This is a genomic window from Pseudochrobactrum asaccharolyticum (assembly GCF_003314995.1).
GTDB classification, from domain to species: domain Bacteria; phylum Pseudomonadota; class Alphaproteobacteria; order Rhizobiales; family Rhizobiaceae; genus Pseudochrobactrum; species Pseudochrobactrum asaccharolyticum.
In genome coordinates, this window is sequence record NZ_QNRH01000004.1 from 232,828 (window position 1) to 256,433 (window position 23,606).

Below are 23,606 nucleotides of genomic sequence, written 5' to 3' on the forward strand. Positions count from 1 at the left end.
GGACGTCTGAAAGACCTGCTAAGGATTTGCTTTTTTCGAAGAGTGAGCGCAGTAGCTAGCCATCTCTTGCAACAAACACCATTTTTTTAGTTTGCTCTCACGGCATGCATTTAATAGCCATGTATTGAACCCGAATAAGAGCGGACCAAAAACCTGATAGCCTATGGCCTCCAGATTGTCTTTAGGTATATATTGACTGGCCTGTTTGGTCTCCAGAAATGAAATAATTTTTGCAACAATGTGATTGGCTCCGGCGCCGCTGGCAGGCAGGAAGCGGTTATCTATGGTGCTCCAATCTGCGTGATGCGTTTGTATGTTATGTTTTTGCGCATTATTGATATCAGCATATTTATTATCGCCAATATGTAGCCATCGCTGGGTGTCAGAAATTGCCAGCTGTTTTTTTGTCACTTCATAAAGTGATCCTGAATGTTTACTGGCCCGATGCTCACAGGACACAAAAAGAGGCAGTTCGGTCGCTCCGGAGAAACCCTTTGCCTCAAGCATTTGAGATAGCCAGTCAGATGGCAGGTACATATCTGAAATGAAGGCTATATTCTTACCTGCGCTGCGATACTTATTGTATAATTCGAGCCCAATGGGGCTCGTCACGAGCATATGTTCTTCAATGTAGAGTTCTGTAGACTTGATTAAGTCGAGAATTGCGGATGGGCAGCCTGTCAATTGAGCATATTCGGCATAAATTTCATCGAACGTGACTTCAGCATCACCACCATGTTCTTGTTGTCTGCGTTTCCGGCTGTTGCTTTCTGCCTTGATACGATCATAGGGAAAATTCCTGAAAGTGTCGTGCATTAAGAGAGAGCATTCATGTTCATAAAGTTTGAGACGAACACATTCAAAGATGTCTGCCGGAGCCCAAATTTTACGATGAACAAGCGTGTCAAAAATATCAAAGGTGACAATATCGATGCGCTGCGCTTCAGACATTTTTCTTCCCCTTAATAATGTATTTTAATTTGCGAACACCGTTTGAAATTGCCTGTCTAAAAGGAGATTTGTAATTAGAACGGTGATAATTGTATGCGTGAATATTGGCATTTAATTGGTGAAATTCAGTTTTGATTTCATCCTGAATTTCCATGCCTATAATCATTGCCATTCTGTTACTGCCGCTTGCACCATTCAGATCTGCTCTGATCCATTTATTGCGTAGTATCTGCCGATAAGCGCGATGCATATGCGCGCCGGCATGAATTGTATTTCCCATCGCGCCGGTGGCAGTTGTACGATGATGATAAAAAGCTAAATATTCCGGATGTACCCATATGTCGTGTCGCAATACAAAGCGGGTGTGAAAATCCCAGTCTCCTAATACAGGCAGGGAACTGTCAAACATTCCGAGTTCTTTGCAAATGCTGAGATTAAATAAGAAAGCGATTGGTGGGAACTGATTGCGTACAAGCATCTTTTGTACGCTGAGAAAGCCTTCTTCCAGGTGGTCAAACTGACCTGCATACCACGGTTCAACCCGATCGATTTCAATAAGGTTTGCCGTTACAGTTTCGAAAACACTGTTTAACTGAGTAACAATTCCGCGAATGGACGGGAATTTTTTTTGTTTTTCAATCAGGGTTTGAGTTGTAACTTTTAAAAATTCTGGTGCCCAACTATCATCATCGTCATGAATAATCGCATAATCTGTATCAAGTGCGCTGATGCCTGCATTGCTGGCAGCTTCCATTCCTTTTGATTCAGGGTGATGGATAATGCGCACTCTGCTATCTGTATTGAATATTGAGGCAACCAAACGATCAACCGGAGCCGGATCCCCTCCATCGTTCACAATCACTAAAATCCAGTTTTCGTGTGATTGATTTTTTACACTTTCAAGGGCGCGTCTCAGTAAAACTATTCTGTTTTTAGTTCTTGTTACAATACCTACACTCAAATCTGTACTGTTGATTATTAAATCACTCAATTAATGCCTCATGTAATTTATTGTGTATTTTATTGATGTTTTTTATATTTATCGGTTTTGAAGATATGTTTGCTGATAAGTGCTATTTGCCTGCAGAGCTTACAAAATTTGATTAGTGTCTGTGCCAGTCACGTACGGAGCGGTATGATTTTGGGATATAGTGTGTGGTTTTGCAGCGGAAATGCCTTCTGCACTGTTGACCCAGTCGTGAACATCAAGTGCAATCAAATTAACCTCAGTTGAGGCAATCAATAAGTACTGCTGGCTTTCCAGATATTGAATTATGGATATGGAATTATTGGGATGGAAGTGGTCTGAGGGCTCGACTTGTATAATTGCAGGGCGCCAGCGAGCCCAATCCCAATCTCGTAAGATGTCTAAGTCCATCCCTTCAATATCAAGAGATAGAAAAAGTGGAGCCTTATCGGCAAACTCATCTGCAAGCAGCTTATTGATACGGCAGGCGGGAACCTTATCAATTCGGGCTATGCCCACAGCCCCGTCTTGCCATTCTTCGACGAATTTACGATTCAGAGAGCTGAGCTCATTTTGATTTGAAATATAAAAATCGATGAATGTTTCATCCGAAGTGCTTATTGCGGCATGCTTAATCGTATCGAGGGGGCGAACTTTTTGCAGGGCAGGCAGTAGTTGTGAATTCGCTTCGACAAGCACGCCGCGCATGTGTAACTGGTTATGTATTAGGTAGGTGGCGCTGGTTGCAATTGGATGGTTGGCGCCAATTTCTAAATATCTGTGATCAGCAAGATTGATATTTTTGCGTCGTGCCAGTGCGCGTAATAATGCAATCACTATCAGGTCTTCGCCGCATTGACCGAAATATGACTTTTCCAGTACAGGAATATCCGGCGTTCTGACATCTCTCCTGATGCATTCTTCGTACACAAAGCGATTAATGTGAGACATGACGGAACCTTTATTATGTGGTGTGCTGATATCTTTCAGTAATATGCAATTTAGTATGTGCCTTGCAGATGGTGATGTTTTTGTATTTTAGGACAAATATTTTTTAGCTTCGTATGAAACTCATTATCGATGGTTGAGTTGTGTGAAAATTTGTTTAATTGGTTAGGTGTGCTCGTTACGTGCGGCGCTGGCGTTTTCGAAAAATTTGAAGATCATAATGTGTCATTATGATCCGGTTTTTTATGTTGCGCATAAATGCATAAATTCCCATGAATCAATGTTAGCAGAATTATTAGGTTCTGCTTAAAAACATATTATGACAAAATGACATGTTATTTTATGGTGAGCTCTTTAAGTTGCCACGACCATCGGTGATCGAACCGCGAATCCTGTAGTTCGCTATGATCATCACGCGGATAGACAAGCCAGTATGGCCCTTTGTCTTTAATCGTCAGCCTTTTGCCATCCATAAAGGCAGCAATAAGTGTCTTATAATCTGTTGCGTCGCGAAGCGGAATGTCGACGATGTAATCGTTCCATGCTGTCAGACGGAGCAGGGTCTCCGATGTAAAAGAGCCGGCTTCGATATTTGCCTTTTTCAGGACGTCAGTGAGAGCGATACCCTCAAAATGGTGGACGCCATCAGTCCATGCGGTTTGCGTTTCTATCGAGGACCTTGGCAGTTTTAAAAGCTCATCTTCTGATAAAATAATTGATGTGCCGGATTGGTTTGTGACACGTAAGTCACCGATTTTTTCTGCATTTGCAGTATGTATGCCTGAAAATATGAGGCTGAAAATCCCATACGCAGCAACGAAGAACAGTTTGCTTAAAATCTTGCGCTTTGTTGTTCCGGTCATAACTACTCCCCCTTTTTATTTCGGTATTTAGAAGGTCTTCTACAAGAAATATACCGTCATTCAGGTTGCGACAAGAGATGTATGTTTTTCTTGTGGCAGGGATATCGCCTTATTCTATTGGCTTTATGGCAAGGATCAGTAACACGCAGTATCAGCTCATCCGGACAAAAGTCAGGGCAAGGCTAACCGCTATGCCTAGTGACAGAATCCAGTTGGTGACTGTGATGGCAGATTGTTGTTTCTCGAATAATCTTAAAACACACCAGACGACAGCCCATGTTACCAGAGTGCCGATAACGGCACTTCCGGCGAAAGCTGTTAGTATCTCGGCGTTTCCGGCTCCCGACACTAATTTGCCCAAAGCTTTACTGGCGCCGAACAGTAGCGCGAGTATTGTCAATGTGACGGCAGAGCTCATATCGGGTTTCATATAGCCGTATCTCGTTTAATAGGCATCGTCCTCATCCTCTTCGTCATCGGCCTCCACAACCTCCCACAGAAAAGCACGCAGGCGCTCTTCCATCGCTTTGCGTGATGTTCCGGATTTTTCCAAGTCGCGCTTCAATTTGAAAAAGCGCTCTTTGTCTTCCGGTGAGAGATATTTCGTTGCGGATTCTAAATTGGATAATTCATTAGCCATAAATATTTTAAGCTTCTACAAGAGATGTGGTCGTAATTTGTTGTATTTCTTCAGTACGGTATTATACGGCTTCTGCCCAGAGCGTTTTTGATATGGCGGTCAGCTTATGACTTATGAAGAATATAACGCATTTTGTGCGTCATTGCCCGCAACATCCCATGTTGTTCAATGGGGCGGAGCGCATGTCTGGAAAGTCGGCGGCAAAGTTTTTGTGATAGGCGGCTGGAATAAAGACGAGCCAAGCTTCAGCTTTAAGGTCAGCCACATAGCTTATGAAATGTTGCAGGAACAGCCGGGTTTACGCCCTGCACCTTATCTTGCTTCGCGTGGGATGAAGTGGATTCAGCATTATGCTGCGCCTGGTTTGAACGATGAAGAGTTGCGGGATTATATCCGACAGTCCCATCATCTGGTTGCGCAGGGACTGTCGAAAAAGAAGCAGAGAGAGCTTGGCTTGCTTGAATAGGGTGCTTACAAACCTTAAGGCTTTTAGCGCTTTTTCATGATTAAAGTGTCGCCGGATCTTGGGGCAGTATAGTTCATCACGACACGTATCGTTCTGGATTTGATCGCAGCCTTACTGGCGCAATCAAGCAAAGCCTGCTGTGCGCTGAGAGCAAAAATCTTGCCGGCCTCACGCACAGGCTGATATTCGACAGCAATGACCTCTGTGAGATCGCCTTCGGCGTTGTAGGTAACTTCAAAAACAGCGCGGGCTTTTTGATAGTCCATTTTCTCAGGAAGAACCCAGCACTTCGCCGCCATATCAGCAATGACTTCCGCAATAGGGGCGGCATGCAGCGTGGACGGAAACAGGCTGAGCGCCGCAATAAAAGCTAAACAGGTCTTATTCATATCTCTCCGGAAGTATTGTCACGCATATTTAATACATAGGCATAAAACGTGTGGAGCGGTAGGGCTTTGTCGTTTTATTCGCTCTGATGCCGTGAATATGATCGGGCGGGGGATACGGATTCGCTCAAATAATTGTAGCGTCCGTTTGCAAGGACTGTTGCCGAATTTTTATAATAATGCGTTGATTATAAAAGGGATCACGCAGGAGGAGATGAATGCCAATAAAATTATTTCAGGGGCTCTCAGCGTTTCCTTTAACGCCTGTAGCAGCGGATGGACAGATCAATAAAGACAGGCTGGCTCAGATGTTGGAGCGGCAGGTAGCAGCCGGTGTGGATTCCATAGGTCTGCTTGGCAGTACAGGCACCTATGCCTATCTGAGTGCAGATGAAAGATCGCAGGTTTTGGCTGCAGCCGTTGAAGCGATTAACGGGCGGGTGCCGTTGGTTGTCGGGGTTGGTGCGATACGCACAGACTGGGCGCAGCAATTTGCACGGGACGCAGAAAAGGCCGGTGCAGACGGATTATTGCTGGCGCCGGTTTCCTATACGCCGCTGACTGCCGATGAGGTGGCGCTGCATTTTGAAGCCGTGGCCGGAGCAACGGCTCTGCCGCTGTGTGTTTATAATAATCCTGGTACAACGCATTTTACATTTACGCAGGAATTGCTCGCACGGATATCTGCACTGAAGAATGTTGCAGCGGTTAAAATGCCAGCACCGGCAGATGGTGATTTCGCGAGTGAGATCGGGCGCTTGCAATCTCTGTGCGCGTCGGACTTTGCAATTGGCTATAGCGGGGACTGGTATGCTGCACCTGCGTTACTCGCCGGAGCCAAGACCTGGTATAGTGTGGTGGCGGGTTTGCTGCCGGTTCCTGCACTGCAACTGACCAAGGCTGCGCAAACCGGCGATAAAGATGCAACTGCTACTTGGGATGATGCTTTTGCACCTTTATGGGCGTTGTTCCGCCAATATAGCAGCTTGCGGGTTATGTATGCGATTGCGGAAGAGCTCGGTTTGCCGGCAGGTCTGCCGCCTGCGCCGCTTAAGCCAATTCCATCTACTGCCAGAGAGGCAGTTGCACAGGCGCTGGAGGGGCTGGTTTGACGGCGGCGTTTCGTGAGGTATCAGAGATATTTGCTCAAATGCAGATACAAAAAAGCCCCGGAAATCCGGGGCTTTCTTTTTAATCTGCCGTAACAGATTAGAACTTGTAGTTTACACCAACGCGAACGGTGTGGAACGGAGCTTTAACTTCGCCAAAGCGGTTGCCGTTAACATCGTCCAGTTTCAGCTTGCCGAGGTCGGTGTAGAGGTATTCCGACTTCAGAGTTACGTTGTTGGTCAGTGCGTATTCTGCACCGGCACCTACAGTGTAGCCAACTTTAGTGTCGGACTGGGAGAAGTCACCGTAAGATGCTTTGATCTTACCGTAAGCAACACCACCTGTTGCGTAAACCATGAAGCGGTCAACCGGTGTGTAACCGAGACGTGCACGTGTTGTACCGAACCAGTTGATTTTCGCTTCTGCGCCACCGAGGCCGGAAACTTCAACATCAGACTTCAGACCTGCGCCCTGAATGTCGGTTTCCAGACCAACGATCATCTGGTCGAACTGCCAGTTGTAACCGGCCTGAATACCGCCGAGGAAGCCGTTCGAATTGTCTTTAGCGGAGATACCGTCATATACGTTCAGCTTGTTCTTGCCGCCAGCATAACCGGCGTTCACACCAACATAGCCACCTGTCCAGGAGAAGGTGTCTACTACAGCAACAGGAGCTGGTTCGTTGTATACGATAGCATCAGCTGCAAAAGCGCTTGTGGAGGAGAGAAGCAGAGCAGCTGCCAGAGTTGTATATTTCATTTGATGAACTCCTTTTTGATTTCGTTAGAAACATAAGATGTACCCATCAAAATGTCTGTCACAAATATGCAACAGCAAGTTCTTATCGTCTTGAAGTAAATGTGATCGCATTGACACTTTTCGGCCATAATGTAATTGTGCGCGCCGCTCACGAAAACGTGTTATTCCTCACGTTAATATTACACGATCTGGCCAGCGCTGTGCCCCGATGCCCATGCCCATTGGAAGTTAAATCCGCCGAGCCAGCCGGTTACATCCACACATTCTCCAATGAAATAAAGGCCTTGTACCTTTTTCGACTCCATTGTTTTTGAGTCGAGTTCATTGGTGTTGATGCCGCCGAGTGTCACTTCTGCCGTGCGGTAACCTTCGGAACCTGCCGGTTTAAAATGCCAGTCCTGAATTGCGGCAACGAGACTGGTCAAAACCTTGTCGGACAAATCAGCCAAAGGCTTGTTCAATTGTGTCTTTTCCGTGAAAAACTGCGCCAAACGGCGGGGTAATTTTTCTGCAAGAGCTGTCTGGGCAGACTGTTTTCCGTTCATTTTTCGTGCATTTTTTAACAATGCGAGGAAGTCAAAGTCCGGTTCAACGGTCAAAACGACCTCATCACCCTCACGCCAATAGGATGAAATCTGCAGAATCGCAGGTCCGCTCATGCCGCGATGGGTGAAAAGCAGTGCTTCGCGGAAGCGGGTTTTGCCATGTCGCAGCTCTGCATCGACCGCGATTCCCGATAGCGGGCTGAGCTGTTCGAGCAGATTTGGCTCCAGTGTCAGCGGCACAAGACCCGGACGCGTTTCAATCAGGCTATGGCCGAACTGACCGGCAACCTGATAGGCGAAGCCGGTTGCACCCATTTTTGGAATAGACTTGCCGCCGGTGGCAATGACCAGAGAGCTGGCTTCGATTTTGCCATAGCTTGTTGTAATCGCAAAACCATCTGTGGTCTTGGTGATATCGGAAACGGTGGTGTTAAGATCGAGCCGGACATTGGCCTGCTGCATTTCTGTCCGCAGCATATTGATAATGTCTTTGGCACTGTTATCGCAGAACAGTTGTCCTAAAGTCTTTTCATGCCAGTTGATGCCATATTGGTCGACCATGGCGATGAAGTCCTGCGGCGTAAAACGCGCCAGTGCGGATTTGCAGAAATGCGGATTTTCGGACAGATAATTCTTCGCTGTCGCGTGAATATTGGTGAAGTTACAACGGCCGCCGCCGGAAATGCGGATTTTGTCGCCAGCTGATTTTGCATGATCAATCAACACGACCGAGCGCCCCCGCTGACCGGCGCGGATCGCACACATCATGCCTGCGGCACCTGCACCAATAATTACAACGTCTTTTTTCTCTGTCACGGTGAGGCTCTCTGATCCGGCTATTAAGGGGAAGGGCTTATATAAAGCAAAAAAGGCAGCCGTCGAGCGCTGCCTTTCATTGCGGAAGTTTGTCCTGGTTGATATCAGCGGAAATTGACACCTGCATTGCGCATTTGTTTCATCATAGTTTGCAGTGATCCGTCGATATCAATCGCGCGGCTCAAATCCGTCAGAACGGTAACATTGAACCCCTGTGCTGCGGCATCGAGAGCGGAGTAGGCGACACAAAAATCAGTGGCCAGACCCGCCAGTGTAATGTTCTTGATACCGCGCTCTTTTAGATAACCGCCGAGCCCTGTCGGGGTCATGTGATCATTCTCAAAAAAGGCGGAATAGCTGTCGATGGTTTTGCGGTAGCCTTTGCGGATTACCAGCTCGGCTTTTGTCCATTGCAGGTCTTTATGAAACTCGGCGCCATGCGTTCCCTGTACACAATGATCCGGCCACAAGGTTTGCTTGCCGTAAGGCATTGTGATCATTTCATAAGGCGAGCGATCTTGATGCTGGGATGCAAAGCTGGAGTGATCCGCAGGATGCCAGTCTTGTGTCAGGATAACATGGTCAAAGCGCTCAATTTCCTGATTGATGTCGGCAATAATTGTGTCGCCGCCAGCGACACCCAATGCGCCCTCAGGACAAAAATCATTTTGAATATCAATAACGATAAACGCACTGGTTTTTTGATCGCGTTCCGTCATGCTGCTCTCCCGTCGCTCTCACTTCTGTCTGTGATCAGTGACGAAAGAGTAGCCAAAGGTCAAGCCCTCTGCTGTCAGGCTTCGATCTCGACACGGCCAAGCGGATGCGAGCAGCAGGCGAGAATATAGCCTTCCTCAATCTCATCATCGCGGATGCCGCCATTATGATTCATTGAAGTTTCACCGCTCAGGCATTTGACCTTGCAGGTGCCGCAAACGCCAAACTCACAGGCGCTTGGAATTTTCAGGCCGCCGTTGCGCGCTGCCAGCAGCACCGTATCTGTGGGGCTGCATTGGACTTCCATGCCTGAGAGCGTGAAAATAACGACGGGTGCTTCGGTTTCCACTTCACTTGCAGCTGCATCGGCGGCGGCAGGAACAGGGATAGCCGGTGTTTCTGAGGCTGGCTGAAAGCTCTCCTGATGATAATTATCCATATTGAAGCCATTGGCTTCCAGCATTTCACGCACCGCCCGCATAAATGGCTCGGGGCCGCAGCAAAAAACAGTGCGATCACGGAAATCAGGTGCGGAAATATCAATGACACTATGGCTGATACGCCCGTGCACGCCACTCCAGACATTGCGCGCAATGGAACGTTCAACAACCAGCTGCAGGCGCAGATTGTCCATGCGGCTGGCAAGCAATTCCAGCTCTTTGCGGAAAATGATCTCATCCGGAGAGCGGGCGCAGTTCAGAAACACCACGTCGCTGTCAGGTTGTGTATCATAGAGAAAGCGCGTCATCGACATCATTGGTGTGATGCCGGAACCGGCTGAAATAAAGAGATATTTTTTACCCGGATGCGATACCAGCGAGAAATCTCCGGCGGGACCAAAGGCTTTGAGTTGCATACCCGGACGCATATTATCCAGCATCCAGCGCGTGCCGATGCTGCCGATCTGCGCTTTGATGGTGATGGAAACGGAGTAAGGGCGCGACGGTGTGGAGGACAGCGTATAGGTGCGCATGACCGGTTCCGGCGTCGACGGAATTTCAATCGTAATGAACTGACCCGGCATATAGCGGAACCAGTTATTATTCTCCGGCGTGCGGAACGAGAAGGTCATCACGTCCGGCGCTTCTTCAATCGCCGCATCACATTCCAGAACCTGAAGCCTGTCGTTCCACGGCAGCATTTCATCAAGATATTTCATATGTGCTGCTCTCTGCTTGATATGGGGCTTGAATGAGTTCTAGAGCATTTCACAGCCAAGTTGGATCAACTTGGCGTTGGGATAATGCGACAAACTAAAGAAACTAGAGCGAACACTGTGCTCCAACATGAACGTAAACCGCTCTAGAGCGCACAAAGGTCATTCTAACACTCTCTATTGTAGGAGGCATTCATGCTGCATTATGTCTGGCAGGTTTCCGGAATGTGAGCACACTCCGGAAACCTCTATTACGATCAGGCTACGCGGCTGAGTTTCGCGACTTCGCCTTTCAGTCGCGGGGTAATGAAGTTGTCGTACCATTCGATGAATTGCATGACACCGCCTTCATGTTCCACAGAATAAGGCCCCGGCTGATAGGCCGGTGAGCGGATGCCGCGGGCATTTTCCTCCACAATCCGGCGATCCTGATCATTGGTCTCAATCCAGACATGGGTCAACTCGTCGAGATTATAATCAACGCCTTCAACCGCATCTTTATTGACCATCCATTTGGTGGTGACCATGGTTTCCTCAGCGCTGATCGGCAGCACGCGGAAGGAGATCGCGTGATCGATCATCACATGGTTCCATGTCGACGGATAGTTGAACAGCAGCATTGCGCCGATCTTGGAGGCGGTGACCTCTGAGCTCAGGCTTTTGGTCACAGCAGGCTTGCCGGACATTGTATAACTGTCGGCATCGCGCAGCAGCGGGATACGGGCGATACGGTACTGGCCGCTTTCTGCCATGTTGAATTTGGCTGGCAGGCCGGTATCTTCACAGCGCTTCCAGAGCTGGTTGGTTTCCTCATCATCCATCATACCCTGTACGCCGGTAGCGCTTGGTGCTTCAGGATAGGTGCGGCATAGTTCCGGATGGTTGGCAGCGCAGTGGTAGCATTCGCGGTTGTTTTCCCAGACCAGCTTCCAGTTGCCCTTTTCGATGATGGTGCTTTCAAAGGCGATTTTTGCATCTTTGATCTGGTGCGGCGCGAGATAAGGTTCAACCGTTGCGCGGAATGCGTTAAAATCCGGTGCTTCATCTGCGACGCAGATATAAATGTAACCGGCGACGGTTTCGCAATGAACAGTTTTCAGACCGAAGTCTGCCGGTTTGAAATCAGGGCCGACCTGACGGGCAAACAACAACTTGCCATCAAGATCGTAAGTCCACTGATGATAAGGGCAGACGAGACGTGCAGCAGTGCCTTTTTCAGCGGTGCAAATACGTGAACCGCGATGGCGGCAGGTATTGTGAAATGCGCGGATACTGCCATGACTATCGCGTACAACAATCACCGAATACTCGCCGATTTGCACGGTGATATAGCTGCCGGCTTTCGGCAATTCACAATCATGACCGGCGAAAATCCATTCGCGATACCAGATATGTTCAAGATCCAGCTTGTAATAGTCGGGATCAGTATAAAATTTCTGTCCAAGACTGAAATTCGGGTCGCGCCCCAACAAGTCACTCAGCATTTGATTGCGGACGTCCATGATATGCCTCGCATAGCGTTGTTCATCGGGGGTGCCAGACGGCTTATTCGGGGCTTTGCTGTCGCTTTGATATAGCTTGTGAGCGACATGCCTCTGCGTCTGATCCCGTATGGGTCTGGTTTGTGTTAAGTCTCAGAATATTTCTCTCAAAACTGCTCTGATTAGGCTCATTCAAGCATTGAAAAATCATAGAGGCGCATACGAAAACGACATGGGCTTCGCATAAAGACGACACGCCAAAGCGTCGCAGAAATAATGCCTGTTCAGCCACGTGCTGCTGTGCTTTTCTGTTGCCTTGTTGAGAGCCGTATCAAACAGATTACCGGTGGAGGAAAACGCCCATGAAACGCTCGGAAATTAATGAGATTATCCGCGAAAGCGACCGCTTTATCCGCTCGTTCGGGTTTGTTATGCCGCCTTTTGCCTATTGGTCGCCGGAAGAGATGCGCACGCGCGTCAAGGATGACAGCGCGGCGATCCGCAGTGCCCGTCTTGGCTGGGATATTACTGATTACGGGCAGGGGCGTTTTGATGAGCTGGGACTGTTTTTGTTTACGGTGCGTAATGGTCAGGCTGAAGATTTAAAGCGCGGCACCGGTATGCTCTATGCCGAGAAGATTATGATTTCTCGGGAAAATCAGCTGTCGCCAATGCATCGCCATGTGATGAAAGCGGAGGATATTATCAATCGCGGCGGCGCTAAGCTGGTGCTTGAGATGTTTAACTCCAAAGCGGACGGCTCAATTGATGAAGAAAGCGATGTGGTTGTGGCTTGCGACGGGCGGATCAAATGCCTGCCAGCGGGCGGCAAACTCGCCCTTGCTCCGGGTGAGAGTGTAACTCTGATGCCCGGCAACTGGCATGCTTTCTGGGGTGAAGGCGGAGACGTGCTGATCGGCGAGGTTTCAACCGTTAATGATGATTTGACGGATAATATCTTCCGTGAACCGATCGGTCGTTTTTCAGACGTCGAAGATGATGTGACACCGGTTCATCTGCTGGTATCAGATTATGATAAATGGCTAGCCTGATGTGATATCAGGCAATTGCCTTTAAAGCCCATGTCGTAAAGTCCTGCATGAAATGCGCTTTGTCCGTTTCATGCAGGCTCTCATGGCGCATATCCGGATAAATACGGGTGGTAACATTACTGAAACCAGCTGTTTTCAGTCTTTTTTCCAGAGCAAACAGTGATTTTCCGCCTTCGGTGGACGGGTCTTGTCCGCCACCTTGCAGATAGAGCGGTAAGTTCAATGCAATAGCTTGCTGCGGGGCTGATCCGTTGCAACGGCGCATGAAGCGGAAAACATCAAGCCACATACTAACAGACGGCGCAAAGCCGCAAAGCGGATCATTATTATAGAGTGCAACTTCTGCTGCATCATGTGACAGCCAGTCAAACTGCGTTTGATAATTCTCTATCTGCTTTGCCCATGTGCGAAATGTCATGCTTGGCAGAAAGTTGCTCGGCACATCAGAGCCGAGAAACATCCGCTCTGCTTTAAGTAATGTGAAGGCCAGTGTCTGGTTCAGCGCATTGGCAAAGTTTGAATTGCAGATCGCAGCAGCATCGGGTTTGCAGAATCTGCCGCAAAGTGCGGCCAGTGTAATCAAGCCGCCCATGGAATGGCCAAACAGAATGAGCGGCAGACCTGCATGGCGCTCACGGATTGTCTTCTCAACGAATCCCATATCCGAAAGCGTTTTTTCGTCACCATCTCTCACTGCGAACTGGCCAAGGGGGGCGTCAGGTGCTTGTGTGTGGCCGTGGCCGCGATGATCATGGGCATAGACGTGAAAACCGTGATCCGCCAAATATCGCGCAAATAGTTGATAGCGGGCAGCATGTTCTGCAAGACCGTGGCTGATCTGCACAATGCCCACGGCTGCTTGATTTGCGGGTTGAAAGCGCAGTGCCAGTTTCGCACCACTCGGGCTCAACAGGATTTCAGGAACATCAAATGACATTATAATACCTTGCTCCCCGCATGCAAAACTATGTGACTGATAATAATCGTTTATTGAGCCTTTAAACAGGGGAGTGCAGCTTTTCGCGCTCGCTTTAAGCGCGTTGTGGCATTGCCCCTGCGCGATATTTAGCCTAAATAGCGCATCAAAGCGAATTCCCGCATAATACGGGCTCAAATTCTCGGAGAACAGCCACCCAATGGCACGTCAATTTATTTATCATATGTCGGGTTTGAATAAAAACTACGGCACAAAGAAGATTCTCGAAAATCTGCACCTGTCATTCTATCCTGATGCAAAAATCGGTATTCTCGGCCCGAACGGCGCTGGTAAGTCGACAATTCTCAAGATTATGGCTGGTCTCGATAAAGAGTTCACCGGTGAAGCCTGGCTCGCCGATGGTGCGACCTGTGGCTATCTAGCTCAGGAACCGCATCTTGATCCGGAAAAGACAGTATTCGGCAATGTGATGGAAGGTGTGGCTGACAAACAGGCCATTCTTGACCGTTATAATGAGCTGATGATGAATTATTCTGATGAAACTGCCGACGAAGGTGCGGCACTTCAGGATATTATCGACAGCCAGAACCTCTGGGATCTGGAAAGTCAGGTTGAAATGGCGATGGAAGCTCTGCGCTGCCCGCCAGCCGATGCTGATGTAACTACGCTTTCCGGCGGTGAGCGTCGCCGCGTTGCGCTTTGCAAGCTGTTGCTTTCCAAGCCAGACCTGCTGCTGCTCGACGAACCGACCAACCATCTGGATGCTGAAACCACTGCATGGCTTGAAAAGCACCTGCGTGAATATAAGGGCGCTGTGCTGCTCATCACGCACGATCGCTACTTCCTTGACAATGTGACCGGCTGGATTCTCGAACTCGATCGCGGTCGTGGTATTCCTTATGAAGGCAACTATTCTGCCTATCTGGAAGCCAAGGCCAAGCGCATGATTCAGGAAGGCCGTGAAGACGATTCCCGCCAGAAAGCTCTTGAGCGTGAACGTCAGTGGATTGCAGCAAGCCCTAAGGCGCGTCAGTCCAAGTCGAAAGCACGTATTAAAGCTTATGACAAACTGGTCGAAGCCGCTGAAAATCAGCGTCCGGGCGATGCCCAGATTCTCATTCCTGCGGGTGAGCGTCTTGGTCAGGTGGTTATCGAAGTTGAAAACCTGTCGAAATCCTTTGGCGATCGTCTGCTAATCGACAATCTGACATTCAAACTGCCTCCGGGTGGTATCGTTGGTGTGATCGGTCCGAACGGTGCCGGTAAATCGACCCTGTTCAAGATGATCACCGGTCAGGAACAGCCGGATACCGGTTCTGTCCGTATTGGTGACACAGTGAAGCTCGGTTATGTTGACCAGAGCCGTGATCACCTCGACCCGAACAAGAATGTCTGGGAAGAAATCTCCGGCGGTAACGACATTATCAAGCTCGGCAAGTTTGAAATGAACTCGCGCGCTTATTGCGGTGCGTTCAACTTCAAGGGCGGCGATCAGCAGGCCAAGGTCGGCAATCTGTCCGGCGGTCAGCGCAACCGCGTGCATCTTGCTAAGATGCTGCAAGCTGGCGGCAACGTGTTGCTCCTCGACGAACCGACCAACGATCTGGATACAGAAACATTGGCGGCGCTTGAAGATGCGCTGGAAAAATACGCTGGTTGCGCCGTTATCATCTCGCACGATCGTATGTTCCTCGACCGTCTTGCGACACATATCCTGGCATTCGAAGGCGACAGCCATGTTGAGTGGTTCGAAGGTAACTTCGAGGACTACGAAGCTGACAAGGTCCGTCGTCTCGGTCCTGAAAGCGTCAATCCTAAGCGGGTTACATATAAGCCGCTTACACGCTAAAATTTCTGGTTCAAAAGCCGTATGCAGGGCTGCAAATGGCGTTTTTCTCGACTTCCGGTGCTCACGTACAAACAGTACGCTGCGCTCCGGTTCTCGAAAATCACCATTTTCGCCACTGCCTGCAATTTTTGACTACAGAAATTACCGCGAGCTGAAATGATAAAAACGCTCTCCGAAAGGAGGGCGTTTTTGTTTATGCGTAGGTAAATGCTTGGCAAAATGCATCGGTACTATAGATTGTCTGTTATAGGTAAGGCAGAGGAGTATCACGATGAAAGACTGGTCGGCACAGCAATATCTGAAATTTGAAGACGAACGCACAAGGCCGGTAAACGATCTTATCGCCCGTATTCCTCTGGAGAATCCTCAGGCGATTGTTGATATTGGCTGCGGGCCCGGTAACTCGACAGAAGAGCTGAAAAAACGCTGGCCACAGGCGCAATTGTCCGGTTTTGATTCATCGCCTGATATGATTGAAAAAGCGCAGGCACGGTTGCCGGATGTGTCTTTTGCTTTGAATGATGCAACGCAATACCAGCCGGATGCGGCGACTGATCTGCTGTTTTCCAATGCTGTGTTTCAGTGGGTACCCGATCATATTCAGCATTTGCAGCGCCTGTTGAAAGAGCTGAAGCAAGGTGGCGTGCTGGCCGTGCAAATGCCGGATAACTGGAATGAGCCGTCGCATCGGATGATGCGGGAAGTGGCGAAAGACAGCCGCTGGATTGAGCGCCTCAATAAAGCGTCCCGTCCGCCGATGCCGAGTGTGAATGCTTATTATGATGCATTGGCACCTTTTGCTTCCCACATTGATATCTGGCACACAATCTATAACCACCCGCTTGATGGCCATGCGGCGATTACTGAATGGGTGAAAAGCACCGGCTTGCGGCCGTTCCTCAATCCGCTGAATGAAGAAGAACAGCAGGATTATCTGGAGGAATATACCGAGCGTCTGGCCGAGCATTATCCTTTGACTGTTGACGGCAAGGTGCTGCTGCATTTCCCGCGTGTCTTTATCGTGGCCGTGCGAGGTGCCTAATGTCTGATTTGCTAATGAGTGAGCATGGTAAGCGTTTACCGGCGCGTAAACTCGAAGGCCGTGTTCGTTCGGTTTATATTGCGGAGGGTCAGGATTTCCTGACCCGTGAAACAGATCAGCTAAACTGCGATAGTGGCGGCATTATTGGTGATTACCATCACGGACATACCCGCAAGGCTGGCGGGCGTGAGCCTTGGTATGAGCGTGGCACGCCTATTCGTAATGACCGGCAATTATCACTGGTGAGCAGGGTCGAACTGGAAAAGATTGCCACAGCAATGGGCATAGAGCATGTTGCCCCGGAATGGATTGGCGCGAATATCGTTGTAGACGATATTGCTGATTTCACACTGCTGCCTGCCGGAACTCTGTTATTTTTTGAAGGCGGTCTGACACTGAAACTGGATGGTGTGAATGCACCGTGTAAATTTTCCGGAGCCAGCATCGCGCAACATATTAACGCTGAAAATGAAGCTATTGTAGCTATGTCTTTTGTCAAAGCGGCGAAATATCTGCGCGGACAAACCGGTTGGGTGGAGCGGGCCGGGCAGGTAAAAGCGGGTGATAAAATCTCGGTACGGATACCGGAGCAGATTTATTACGCCCTTTAAGCCGGTGCATAAGCCTTTTGACTGTGGTGAATAATGGCAATTCGATATCTGTATAAAATTATATTCCAGAGCGTCGTTCGCCATCTTAGTCGCGCGGCGCTCTGACATTTTATCTTAAGCTGTTTCAAGTTTAAGGAATTATGCTGTGGTCACTATCAGACATTAATTTTGTAGCACTCCACTGGTTCAGGATTTCTATAACCTGATCGTTGATCCAGTAAAGAGCGCTGTCTTTATCCAGTCCTTCATCGCGTAACTTGTCGTAATCCGTGTAGATATGGCGAATATAGGCCAGCGCTGCCAGTCGCACGGCATTTTGAGCGGTGAGCGCGCGCATATGCGGCGCAGATGCTGCTTCCCTGATTTGCTCGGCATCATAAAAAGGCATGCGTGGCGCCAGTAATGTAAGCGCCTGTGCAATATCTTTCCGGCGTTTGGCAGAGACAGCCATGGCAATCCTGTTTGTCGTTAAGAGGGTAGGAACATTGATACACTGTTTTACGCATTGTTTGTGACGATTATTGTTGCAATGTCGATGCATATCACATAAACATATCTTTATGTGTTTTAAAATTGTGGTGCGGTATGACTGGTAAGCCTCTGGCTCTCGAAGAAATGGTGGAAGTACTGAAAGCGGCGGCTGAACCTAGCCGCTTGCGTATTCTCTCGCTGCTGGCGGGAGGTGACCTCACAGTCTCCGATCTTACCTCAATTCTGAACCAGTCGCAGCCGCGTGTGTCGCGTCATCTCAAGCTGTTGAGTGAAGCCGGACTGATCAGCCGTTATCAGGAAGGTTCATGGGCATATTTCCGTCTGTCCGAAGCGCCGATCCAGCAGGGACTATCCCGTGCGCTGATCGGCTGGCAGGATAGTCAGGATCCGTTGCTGTTGCGCGATCAGGAACGTCTGGCACAGGTGAAAGCCGAGCGCCATGAACGTGCGACGGCCTATTTCAGCGCCAATGCCGAAAGCTGGGATCAGATCCGCTCGCTGCATATTGATGAGGCCATGGTTGAAGATGCACTGCGCTCGATTATCGGCGAGCAGAGTTTCCAGTCCATGCTGGATATCGGCACCGGTACCGGCCGTTTGCTGGAAATGTTCAGCCCGCTTTATGTGCGTGGTGTCGGTATCGACATCAACCGCGATATGCTGACTGTTGCCCGTACCAATCTGGATCAGGCGCGTGTTGCCCATGCGCAGGTGCGTCAGGGCGATATTTATGCCTTGCCGGTTGATCGTGACGGCTATGACCTCGTGACAATCCATCAGGTGCTGCATTTCCTTGATGAGCCGCAATCGGCCATTCGCGAAGCCGCACGGGCGCTGCGTCCGCAGGGGCGCTTGCTGGTGGTGGATTTTGCTCCGCATGATCTGGAGTTCCTGCGTGATGAACATGCGCATTTGCGCCTTGGTTTCAGTGATGAGCAAATGACCGGCTGGATGAAAGCTGCAGGTCTTGAGCCGGAGAAATCTGTGGCGCTGGAGCCGCAGGGCGGTCAGGCTTCCGGTTTGGTGATCAAAATGTGGCTGGCGCGTGATCCGCGAATGCTGATCGCTGATGCTGCCTGAAGCAGTATTGGCATTGATTTAGCATTTTAGCGTTCAGTTTTGATTGCCGTATGGAAAATACCATGACGGAGAGAATAACGGAGATTTCCGATGTCTAGTTTTGGTCAGCAGCGCCGTTCCGAGAGCGCGCACCCGATCCGTGTTTCCTTTGAGTTCTTCCCGCCGAAGACCGAGGAAATGGAAACACGCCTCTGGGAGACCGTCACACGGCTGGCGCCGCTCAATCCGGCTTTTGTATCGGTGACCTATGGTGCAGGCGGCTCGACCCGTGAACGTACCAATAAGACCATTGCCCGTATTATTAAAGAAACCTCGATTACCCCTGCCGCACATCTGACCTGCGTTGATGCGACCAAAGAAGAGGTCAACTCGATTGTGCGTTCTTTTGCATCGCTGGGCGTAACGCGCTTTGTCGCGCTGCGTGGTGATCCGGCGGGTGGTATTGGTGAGGCTTACCAGCCAACGCCTGACGGCTATCAGAATGGCGCTGATCTGGTGGCAGGGCTTAAATCCATTGCCGATTTTGATATCAGCGTTTCCGCCTATCCGGAGAAGCATCCGGAAAGCCCGGATTTTGCCACTGATATCGAGATGCTCAAGCGTAAGGTCGATAACGGCGCGACCCGAGCGATTACACAGTTTTTCTTCGATAATGATCTGTATGAGCGTTATGTGGAACGTGTACGCCGTGCAGGGATTTATATCCCGATTGTTCCGGGTGTATTGCCGATCCATAATTTCAAACAGGTGGCTAATTTCTCGAAGCGGGCAGGGACGCGTATACCGGCGTGGCTGGCGGATCGCTTTGACGGGCTGGATAATGACCCGCAGACCCATATGCTGGTGTCAGCGGCGCTGGCAGCCGAGCAGGTCAATGATCTGATTGAGCGCGGCCTGAATGATTTCCATTTCTACACCATGAACCGTTCAGATCTGGCCTTTGCAATTTGTCATTTGCTGGGGGTGCGGGCTCCGGTGGCGGCCTGATTGATATTTGAGGCATGTTCCCAAAACCGGGGACCTCTTTTGGGAATATGCTCAAGAAAAAGCCCTGCGGAAAAATGTTTCCGCAGGGCTTTTTTCAAGATTTAAAACACAATGTTTTTTACTGAAATTTGCGGAGTGCCTGCGATGATTGTCGTAAAGCGTATATCTGCAAAAAACTCTGTTACTGAAATCAATCTCTGAGAAATTGTGATGGTGACAGTGCGCTTTGACTATCTGAACGTCATCTGTGTTTCAGAGAAGGGGATGCGAGGTCAGGGAAATACACCGACAATCATTGCTGCGACGAAAACAAAAGCTGCGCAAAATACCAAGGCATTGATTGAACGCGTTAAACCCATATGGATGCCTCCTGAGCAGGTTGTAAGTTCAGTTTTATATGCTGCCTGTGCAACACATAAAGTCCGGAAACATATTTCTGAAACAGTAAAATTCAGAAACATTTGTCTTACTTCAAACCGGAAATTTGTAGCTACCAATCGTTTCAAACTGTTGCGCCATTGACGCGATGCAGGGATGAAATTGACTGTTTCTTAACTTTGCCAGCAAGTTTCCTGTTGCTGTCATTTTACCGACATAATCAGTCAAAGAAAAGCCTAAATTTGAAGGCGGAGTTTTAGAGGCGGGGTGCGTTTTGTATAATTGTGTATTTTTAAATTTTAAATTTATAATAATTACAATGCATTGCGTGGTTGCGATCAGCTTTGATGCCGCCGTAAATTATTTTACGAACGGCATCAAAATCCCACTAAAATTATAGCTTTTCGAGCAATTCACGGGTCGGCCATGAATCCGCCGGCATGCCTAAACGCAGCTGTTCTGTGCGCACAGCATCACGGGTTTTGGTGCCGAATACACCATCGATTCGACCCATGTCATAACCATGAGTAACCAGCTTGTTTTGCAGTTCGGTTAGCTCTTCTGTTGTCAGGCCTGGTTCCGGTGTTCCGAGAACAAAAGGTTCGCTGCCAGCCAGACGCGTGGCAAAATAAGCGGCGGTTGTTGCGTAAACGATAGACTTGTTCCATTCGACGAAAATATCGAAATTGCGGTAGGACAGGAATGCAGGGCCCTTGCGTCCCATTGGTATGAGCAGGGAGGCGTCACCGTCGTCAGCACCAAGTGCGGCTCCGTCTGCTGCTTTTACGCCCCAGCCGCTCCATTTGGAGTGTGGCAGGCGATAGGTGCGGATTGAGTTCTCCCAAGGCATATCCTGTGTGAGTTGCACAACTTCCAGCCAAGGTTCACCACGCTGCCAGCCCAGTTCAGATAACATGCGAGCCGCAGTCATAACTGCATCGGCCACGCTGTTACGCAAATCCACCTTGCCATCGCCGTCGCCGTCAACACCACGTTCCAGATAGTCTTTTGGCAGCAATTGCATCTGGCCGATTTCACCAGCCCATGCGCCCATAGTGCCGGCATCGACAACGCCTTTATCAATTAACTGCAACATTGCCATTAATTGCGGGCGGAACAATTCAGGACGGCGGCAGTCATGGGACAGGCTGACAAGAGAGTTCAGCGTGTCAAAATCACCCTGAATGGCACCGAAGTCAGTTTCCAACCCCCAGAAGGCTGCAATCACTGGGCCCGGAACGCCATAGGTCTCTTCAGCTTTTTTGAAGATGTCGGCATATTTAACGAGGTTCTCGCGGCCTTTCTTAAGGCGCTGTTCTGAAATCAGACGTTTGGAGAATTCAGCAAAGGTCAGATTGAACACAGTTTGGGTACGATCGCGCTTGAGTGTGCGCTCATCAATTGTTGCTTTTTCGAGCTCTGCAATGGCGCTGTCGGAGATACCAGCAGCTTTAGCTTCCGTTATAACGCCTTCAAGCCAGACATTATAATCACCGCCACAAGCAGGCTTTTCAACCTCGGCTGTTGTTGCGGGTGCAACAGGAGCAGCAGGTTGTGCCTGATTGGCAAAAGTAAAGCTGGCGCTGGCGAGGAGGGTAGCCGCAGTCAGGAGCGGCTTTAAAACTGATCTGAAAGCAGGCAGGGAGGCAGGGCGTGACATAACTCAGTTCTTTCTACAGCAGGCTCTTGGGAGACCTGACTGGTTTGGGTGATCCGGCTCTATGGCCGGAGCGTTCGAAATTTCTGAATTATGTCCTGCCGAAATATTTTGTGAAAAAGAAGATGGTAAAGTCAGATTTTGCAGCCAAAGCTGCTTTTATCTGACTTTGTTGCTTTCCAGCCACTTTCTCCATTGTGCATGATTGCCGGAGAAGACGTTGATATCTGCATCGCCTTTAATGCCGGGAATGGTACCGGTGCCGGTATATTGCCAGAATACCCAAGGATGCGGGCCATACTTCTCATCGGGATGACCGGCTGTCGAACGCAGCCAGAACGGATAATCGCTGAAGCTGCGCAGATCATTATCATCGAAGAAATCGACAGTGGTATAAATGACCGGCTTCTTGCCGTAATGGCGTTCGATCATGGTCAGGAATGTACGCATTTCCTTGCGCACTACCGCCGGATCTGGGCGAAGCTTGCAGGATGGCGACAGCGGGTTCCATTCCATATCAAGTACGGGTGGCAACGCACCCGGATCTTTCGGTACGTTGCGGATATACCAGCGAGCCTGATCTGCGGCCGAGCGGCAGAAATAATAGAAGTGATAAGCACTGCGCGGAATACCGGCAGCACGGGAGCCAGCCCAATGCTCCGCAAAACGGTCATCGACGCGGTCGCCGCCTTCAGTTGCCTTGATAAAGACAAAGGAAACACCGCTACTACGTACCTGCTGCCAATCGACTTTATCTTGATATTTGGAAACATCGGTTCCGTGCACCGGATAATGCCATGGTGTTTTGCCGGTATAATCATGCGGTTTGCGGTCGTAGAAACGCGGAGCCTTGGCGCTGCCCGATGGCAGTGCGATAGCTGTACCTGAGCCTGAAGCAGAACCGGCCGATGGTTTCACATCTGAAAAATCATAATCCATTGATGTGCAGGCACTCAGCATCAGGCTGAAAACGGCAAGAACTGCTGGCTTCATTAATTTTATCTCACACAGGTCGCAGGGAAATCATGAATTGTTTCTTACCGTAAAAGGTTAAATTTTTCCTTTAGATCATCAATATTGCATTGCTGGTCATTCCGTTGCACTTGCACTTTTTTGGAGCTGCAGCATGTATAACAGTGACTGAATATTTGTTTTGAATATATTTTTTGTGCGAGCGGATCATAACTTATGCGGCATAATATGGTGCCTGTCATAATTATCGTGATCCGGCGCGGAGGTGATTAGATGTATCGTTTGCTGACTTTGATTGTTGTGGTTGTGTTGCTGGGGACAGCGGCATTCTGGAGTGGCTTTTTGTTTTCGAATAAGCCTGCGGAAAAACAGACAGATAATATTGCTGCAATTATTGCCGATACGGAAAAGACAGTACCTGTTGGAACAGAACAGGGTGTGACGGAAGGTGATGGCAGTGCAGTGCTTAATCTTGATGCACTGAAACTGGATAAGCCGCTGACAGCGGAAGATGTGCAAAATGCTGTACAGCAAGCCGGATTGGATGCAGAGCAAACCGCTTTGCGTGTCGGACATAATGCAGAACAAGCTGCTCTCGCCAGAAAAACGGCTGAAGATGTTGTGCGGGTCCATATGGAGCGCCGGATGCGGGAAGAGCAGGCTGGTAATAAAGCTTTGTAATAAGGCGAAAATTTATTCGCGCTGCATTTCTGCCGGACACATTATCGGGATATTGTCCGGTTG

At 49.2% G+C, this 23,606-nt stretch carries 26 protein-coding genes; 10 read left to right on the top strand and 16 right to left on the bottom strand.

Annotated elements, in window-relative coordinates:
* Positions 1-18 precede the first annotated feature (18 nt).
* The 6 genes from DFR47_RS12245 to DFR47_RS12270 all read right to left on the bottom strand — a co-directional run bounded on the left by DFR47_RS12245 (position 19) and on the right by DFR47_RS12270 (position 4,369).
* Positions 19-951, bottom strand: coding sequence for a hypothetical protein (locus DFR47_RS12245; RefSeq protein WP_113944705.1), 933 nt, complete (start codon positions 949-951; stop codon positions 19-21).
* On the bottom strand, positions 944-1,942 hold the full coding sequence (locus DFR47_RS12250) for a glycosyltransferase (RefSeq protein WP_113944706.1): 999 nt from the start codon (positions 1,940-1,942) through the stop codon (positions 944-946). The genes DFR47_RS12245 and DFR47_RS12250 overlap by 8 nt, the downstream gene beginning before the upstream one ends.
* A 99-nt stretch (positions 1,943-2,041) precedes the next feature.
* Complete coding sequence (locus tag DFR47_RS12255; protein ID WP_113944707.1) at positions 2,042-2,869, bottom strand: FkbM family methyltransferase; 828 nt, start codon at positions 2,867-2,869, stop codon at positions 2,042-2,044.
* Between the two features lie 332 nt (positions 2,870-3,201).
* Positions 3,202-3,729 carry a putative pterin-binding protein gene (locus tag DFR47_RS12260; RefSeq protein ID WP_113944708.1) on the bottom strand — a complete coding sequence of 176 codons (528 nt, stop codon included), beginning with the start codon at positions 3,727-3,729 and terminating at the stop codon, positions 3,202-3,204.
* Positions 3,730-3,880: 151 nt separating this feature from the next.
* A complete protein-coding gene (locus DFR47_RS12265) occupies positions 3,881-4,147 on the bottom strand; it encodes a hypothetical protein (protein WP_147245546.1) in 267 nt (88 codons plus the stop codon).
* A gap of 27 nt (positions 4,148-4,174) precedes the next feature.
* Positions 4,175-4,369 (bottom strand): hypothetical protein, encoded by a 195-nt coding sequence (locus tag DFR47_RS12270; protein WP_113944710.1) that lies wholly within the window; start codon positions 4,367-4,369, stop codon positions 4,175-4,177.
* Between the two features lie 106 nt (positions 4,370-4,475).
* Here DFR47_RS12270 and DFR47_RS12275 point away from each other — a divergent pair, with 106 nt between their 5' ends.
* A complete protein-coding gene (locus tag DFR47_RS12275; protein WP_113944711.1) occupies positions 4,476-4,835 on the top strand; it encodes an MmcQ/YjbR family DNA-binding protein in 360 nt (119 codons plus the stop codon).
* A 23-nt stretch (positions 4,836-4,858) separates the two neighbouring features.
* Here the strand turns inward: DFR47_RS12275 and DFR47_RS12280 are convergent, their stop codons facing one another.
* Positions 4,859-5,224: a hypothetical protein gene (locus DFR47_RS12280; protein ID WP_113944712.1), complete on the bottom strand. Its 366-nt coding sequence runs from the start codon at positions 5,222-5,224 to the stop codon at positions 4,859-4,861.
* Positions 5,225-5,439: 215 nt separating this feature from the next.
* Here DFR47_RS12280 and DFR47_RS12285 point away from each other — a divergent pair, with 215 nt between their 5' ends.
* Positions 5,440-6,333, top strand: a complete 894-nt coding sequence (locus DFR47_RS12285; RefSeq protein WP_113944713.1) for a dihydrodipicolinate synthase family protein — start codon at positions 5,440-5,442, stop codon at positions 6,331-6,333.
* A 97-nt stretch (positions 6,334-6,430) separates the two neighbouring features.
* Here the strand turns inward: DFR47_RS12285 and DFR47_RS12290 are convergent, their stop codons facing one another.
* From DFR47_RS12290 to DFR47_RS12310, 5 genes are all read right to left on the bottom strand, one after another.
* Positions 6,431-7,090 (bottom strand): outer membrane protein, encoded by a 660-nt coding sequence (locus tag DFR47_RS12290; RefSeq protein WP_113944714.1) that lies wholly within the window; start codon positions 7,088-7,090, stop codon positions 6,431-6,433.
* A gap of 179 nt (positions 7,091-7,269) precedes the next feature.
* Positions 7,270-8,451, bottom strand: a complete 1,182-nt coding sequence (locus DFR47_RS12295) for a BaiN/RdsA family NAD(P)/FAD-dependent oxidoreductase (protein ID WP_113944715.1) — start codon at positions 8,449-8,451, stop codon at positions 7,270-7,272.
* 104 nt (positions 8,452-8,555) lie between these two features.
* A complete protein-coding gene (pncA, locus tag DFR47_RS12300) occupies positions 8,556-9,170 on the bottom strand; it encodes a bifunctional nicotinamidase/pyrazinamidase (RefSeq protein WP_113944716.1) in 615 nt (204 codons plus the stop codon).
* 74 nt (positions 9,171-9,244) lie between these two features.
* Entirely contained in the window at positions 9,245-10,327 is a 1,083-nt protein-coding gene (locus DFR47_RS12305; protein WP_113944717.1) for an FAD-binding oxidoreductase, read from the bottom strand.
* Between the two features lie 254 nt (positions 10,328-10,581).
* A complete protein-coding gene (locus tag DFR47_RS12310) occupies positions 10,582-11,826 on the bottom strand; it encodes an aromatic ring-hydroxylating oxygenase subunit alpha (RefSeq protein ID WP_113944718.1) in 1,245 nt (414 codons plus the stop codon).
* Positions 11,827-12,167: 341 nt separating this feature from the next.
* Here DFR47_RS12310 and DFR47_RS12315 point away from each other — a divergent pair, with 341 nt between their 5' ends.
* The gene (locus DFR47_RS12315; RefSeq protein WP_113944719.1) at positions 12,168-12,857 is read left to right on the top strand and encodes a D-lyxose/D-mannose family sugar isomerase; all 690 of its coding nucleotides are present in this window, start codon (positions 12,168-12,170) and stop codon (positions 12,855-12,857) included.
* A gap of 7 nt (positions 12,858-12,864) precedes the next feature.
* On the opposite strand, the gene DFR47_RS12320 is transcribed toward DFR47_RS12315, so the two are convergent.
* A complete protein-coding gene (locus tag DFR47_RS12320; RefSeq protein ID WP_113944720.1) occupies positions 12,865-13,794 on the bottom strand; it encodes an alpha/beta fold hydrolase in 930 nt (309 codons plus the stop codon).
* 199 nt (positions 13,795-13,993) lie between these two features.
* Between DFR47_RS12320 and ettA the strand changes: the two genes are divergently transcribed.
* The 3 genes from ettA to DFR47_RS12335 all read left to right on the top strand — a co-directional run bounded on the left by ettA (position 13,994) and on the right by DFR47_RS12335 (position 17,296).
* The gene (gene ettA / locus DFR47_RS12325) at positions 13,994-15,643 is read left to right on the top strand and encodes an energy-dependent translational throttle protein EttA (RefSeq protein WP_113944721.1); all 1,650 of its coding nucleotides are present in this window, start codon (positions 13,994-13,996) and stop codon (positions 15,641-15,643) included.
* A gap of 271 nt (positions 15,644-15,914) precedes the next feature.
* Positions 15,915-16,685: a trans-aconitate 2-methyltransferase gene (gene tam / locus DFR47_RS12330; protein WP_113944722.1), complete on the top strand. Its 771-nt coding sequence runs from the start codon at positions 15,915-15,917 to the stop codon at positions 16,683-16,685.
* Positions 16,685-17,296, top strand: a complete 612-nt coding sequence (locus DFR47_RS12335; protein ID WP_113944723.1) for an MOSC domain-containing protein — start codon at positions 16,685-16,687, stop codon at positions 17,294-17,296. Before tam ends, DFR47_RS12335 begins: the two co-directional genes overlap by 1 nt.
* A gap of 130 nt (positions 17,297-17,426) precedes the next feature.
* Here DFR47_RS12335 and DFR47_RS12340 read toward each other — a convergent pair whose 3' ends face one another.
* Positions 17,427-17,747 carry a DUF2293 domain-containing protein gene (locus tag DFR47_RS12340; protein WP_113944724.1) on the bottom strand — a complete coding sequence of 107 codons (321 nt, stop codon included), beginning with the start codon at positions 17,745-17,747 and terminating at the stop codon, positions 17,427-17,429.
* A gap of 134 nt (positions 17,748-17,881) precedes the next feature.
* Between DFR47_RS12340 and DFR47_RS12345 the strand changes: the two genes are divergently transcribed.
* The 3 genes from DFR47_RS12345 to DFR47_RS12355 all read left to right on the top strand — a co-directional run bounded on the left by DFR47_RS12345 (position 17,882) and on the right by DFR47_RS12355 (position 20,377).
* A complete protein-coding gene (locus DFR47_RS12345; RefSeq protein WP_113944725.1) occupies positions 17,882-18,868 on the top strand; it encodes an ArsR/SmtB family transcription factor in 987 nt (328 codons plus the stop codon).
* Positions 18,869-18,958: 90 nt separating this feature from the next.
* Entirely contained in the window at positions 18,959-19,855 is an 897-nt protein-coding gene (gene metF, locus DFR47_RS12350; RefSeq protein ID WP_113944726.1) for a methylenetetrahydrofolate reductase [NAD(P)H], read from the top strand.
* A gap of 210 nt (positions 19,856-20,065) precedes the next feature.
* Complete coding sequence (locus DFR47_RS12355) at positions 20,066-20,377, top strand: hypothetical protein (RefSeq protein ID WP_113944727.1); 312 nt, start codon at positions 20,066-20,068, stop codon at positions 20,375-20,377.
* A 250-nt stretch (positions 20,378-20,627) separates the two neighbouring features.
* Here the strand turns inward: DFR47_RS12355 and DFR47_RS12360 are convergent, their stop codons facing one another.
* Both DFR47_RS12360 and DFR47_RS12365 read right to left on the bottom strand, forming a co-directional pair.
* Positions 20,628-21,893, bottom strand: a complete 1,266-nt coding sequence (locus DFR47_RS12360; RefSeq protein ID WP_113944728.1) for a lytic murein transglycosylase — start codon at positions 21,891-21,893, stop codon at positions 20,628-20,630.
* A 156-nt stretch (positions 21,894-22,049) separates the two neighbouring features.
* A complete protein-coding gene (locus DFR47_RS12365) occupies positions 22,050-22,883 on the bottom strand; it encodes a glycoside hydrolase family 25 protein (RefSeq protein WP_113944729.1) in 834 nt (277 codons plus the stop codon).
* Between the two features lie 252 nt (positions 22,884-23,135).
* Between DFR47_RS12365 and DFR47_RS12370 the strand changes: the two genes are divergently transcribed.
* Entirely contained in the window at positions 23,136-23,543 is a 408-nt protein-coding gene (locus DFR47_RS12370) for a hypothetical protein (RefSeq protein WP_113944730.1), read from the top strand.
* The last annotated feature ends 63 nt before the right edge of the window (positions 23,544-23,606 follow it).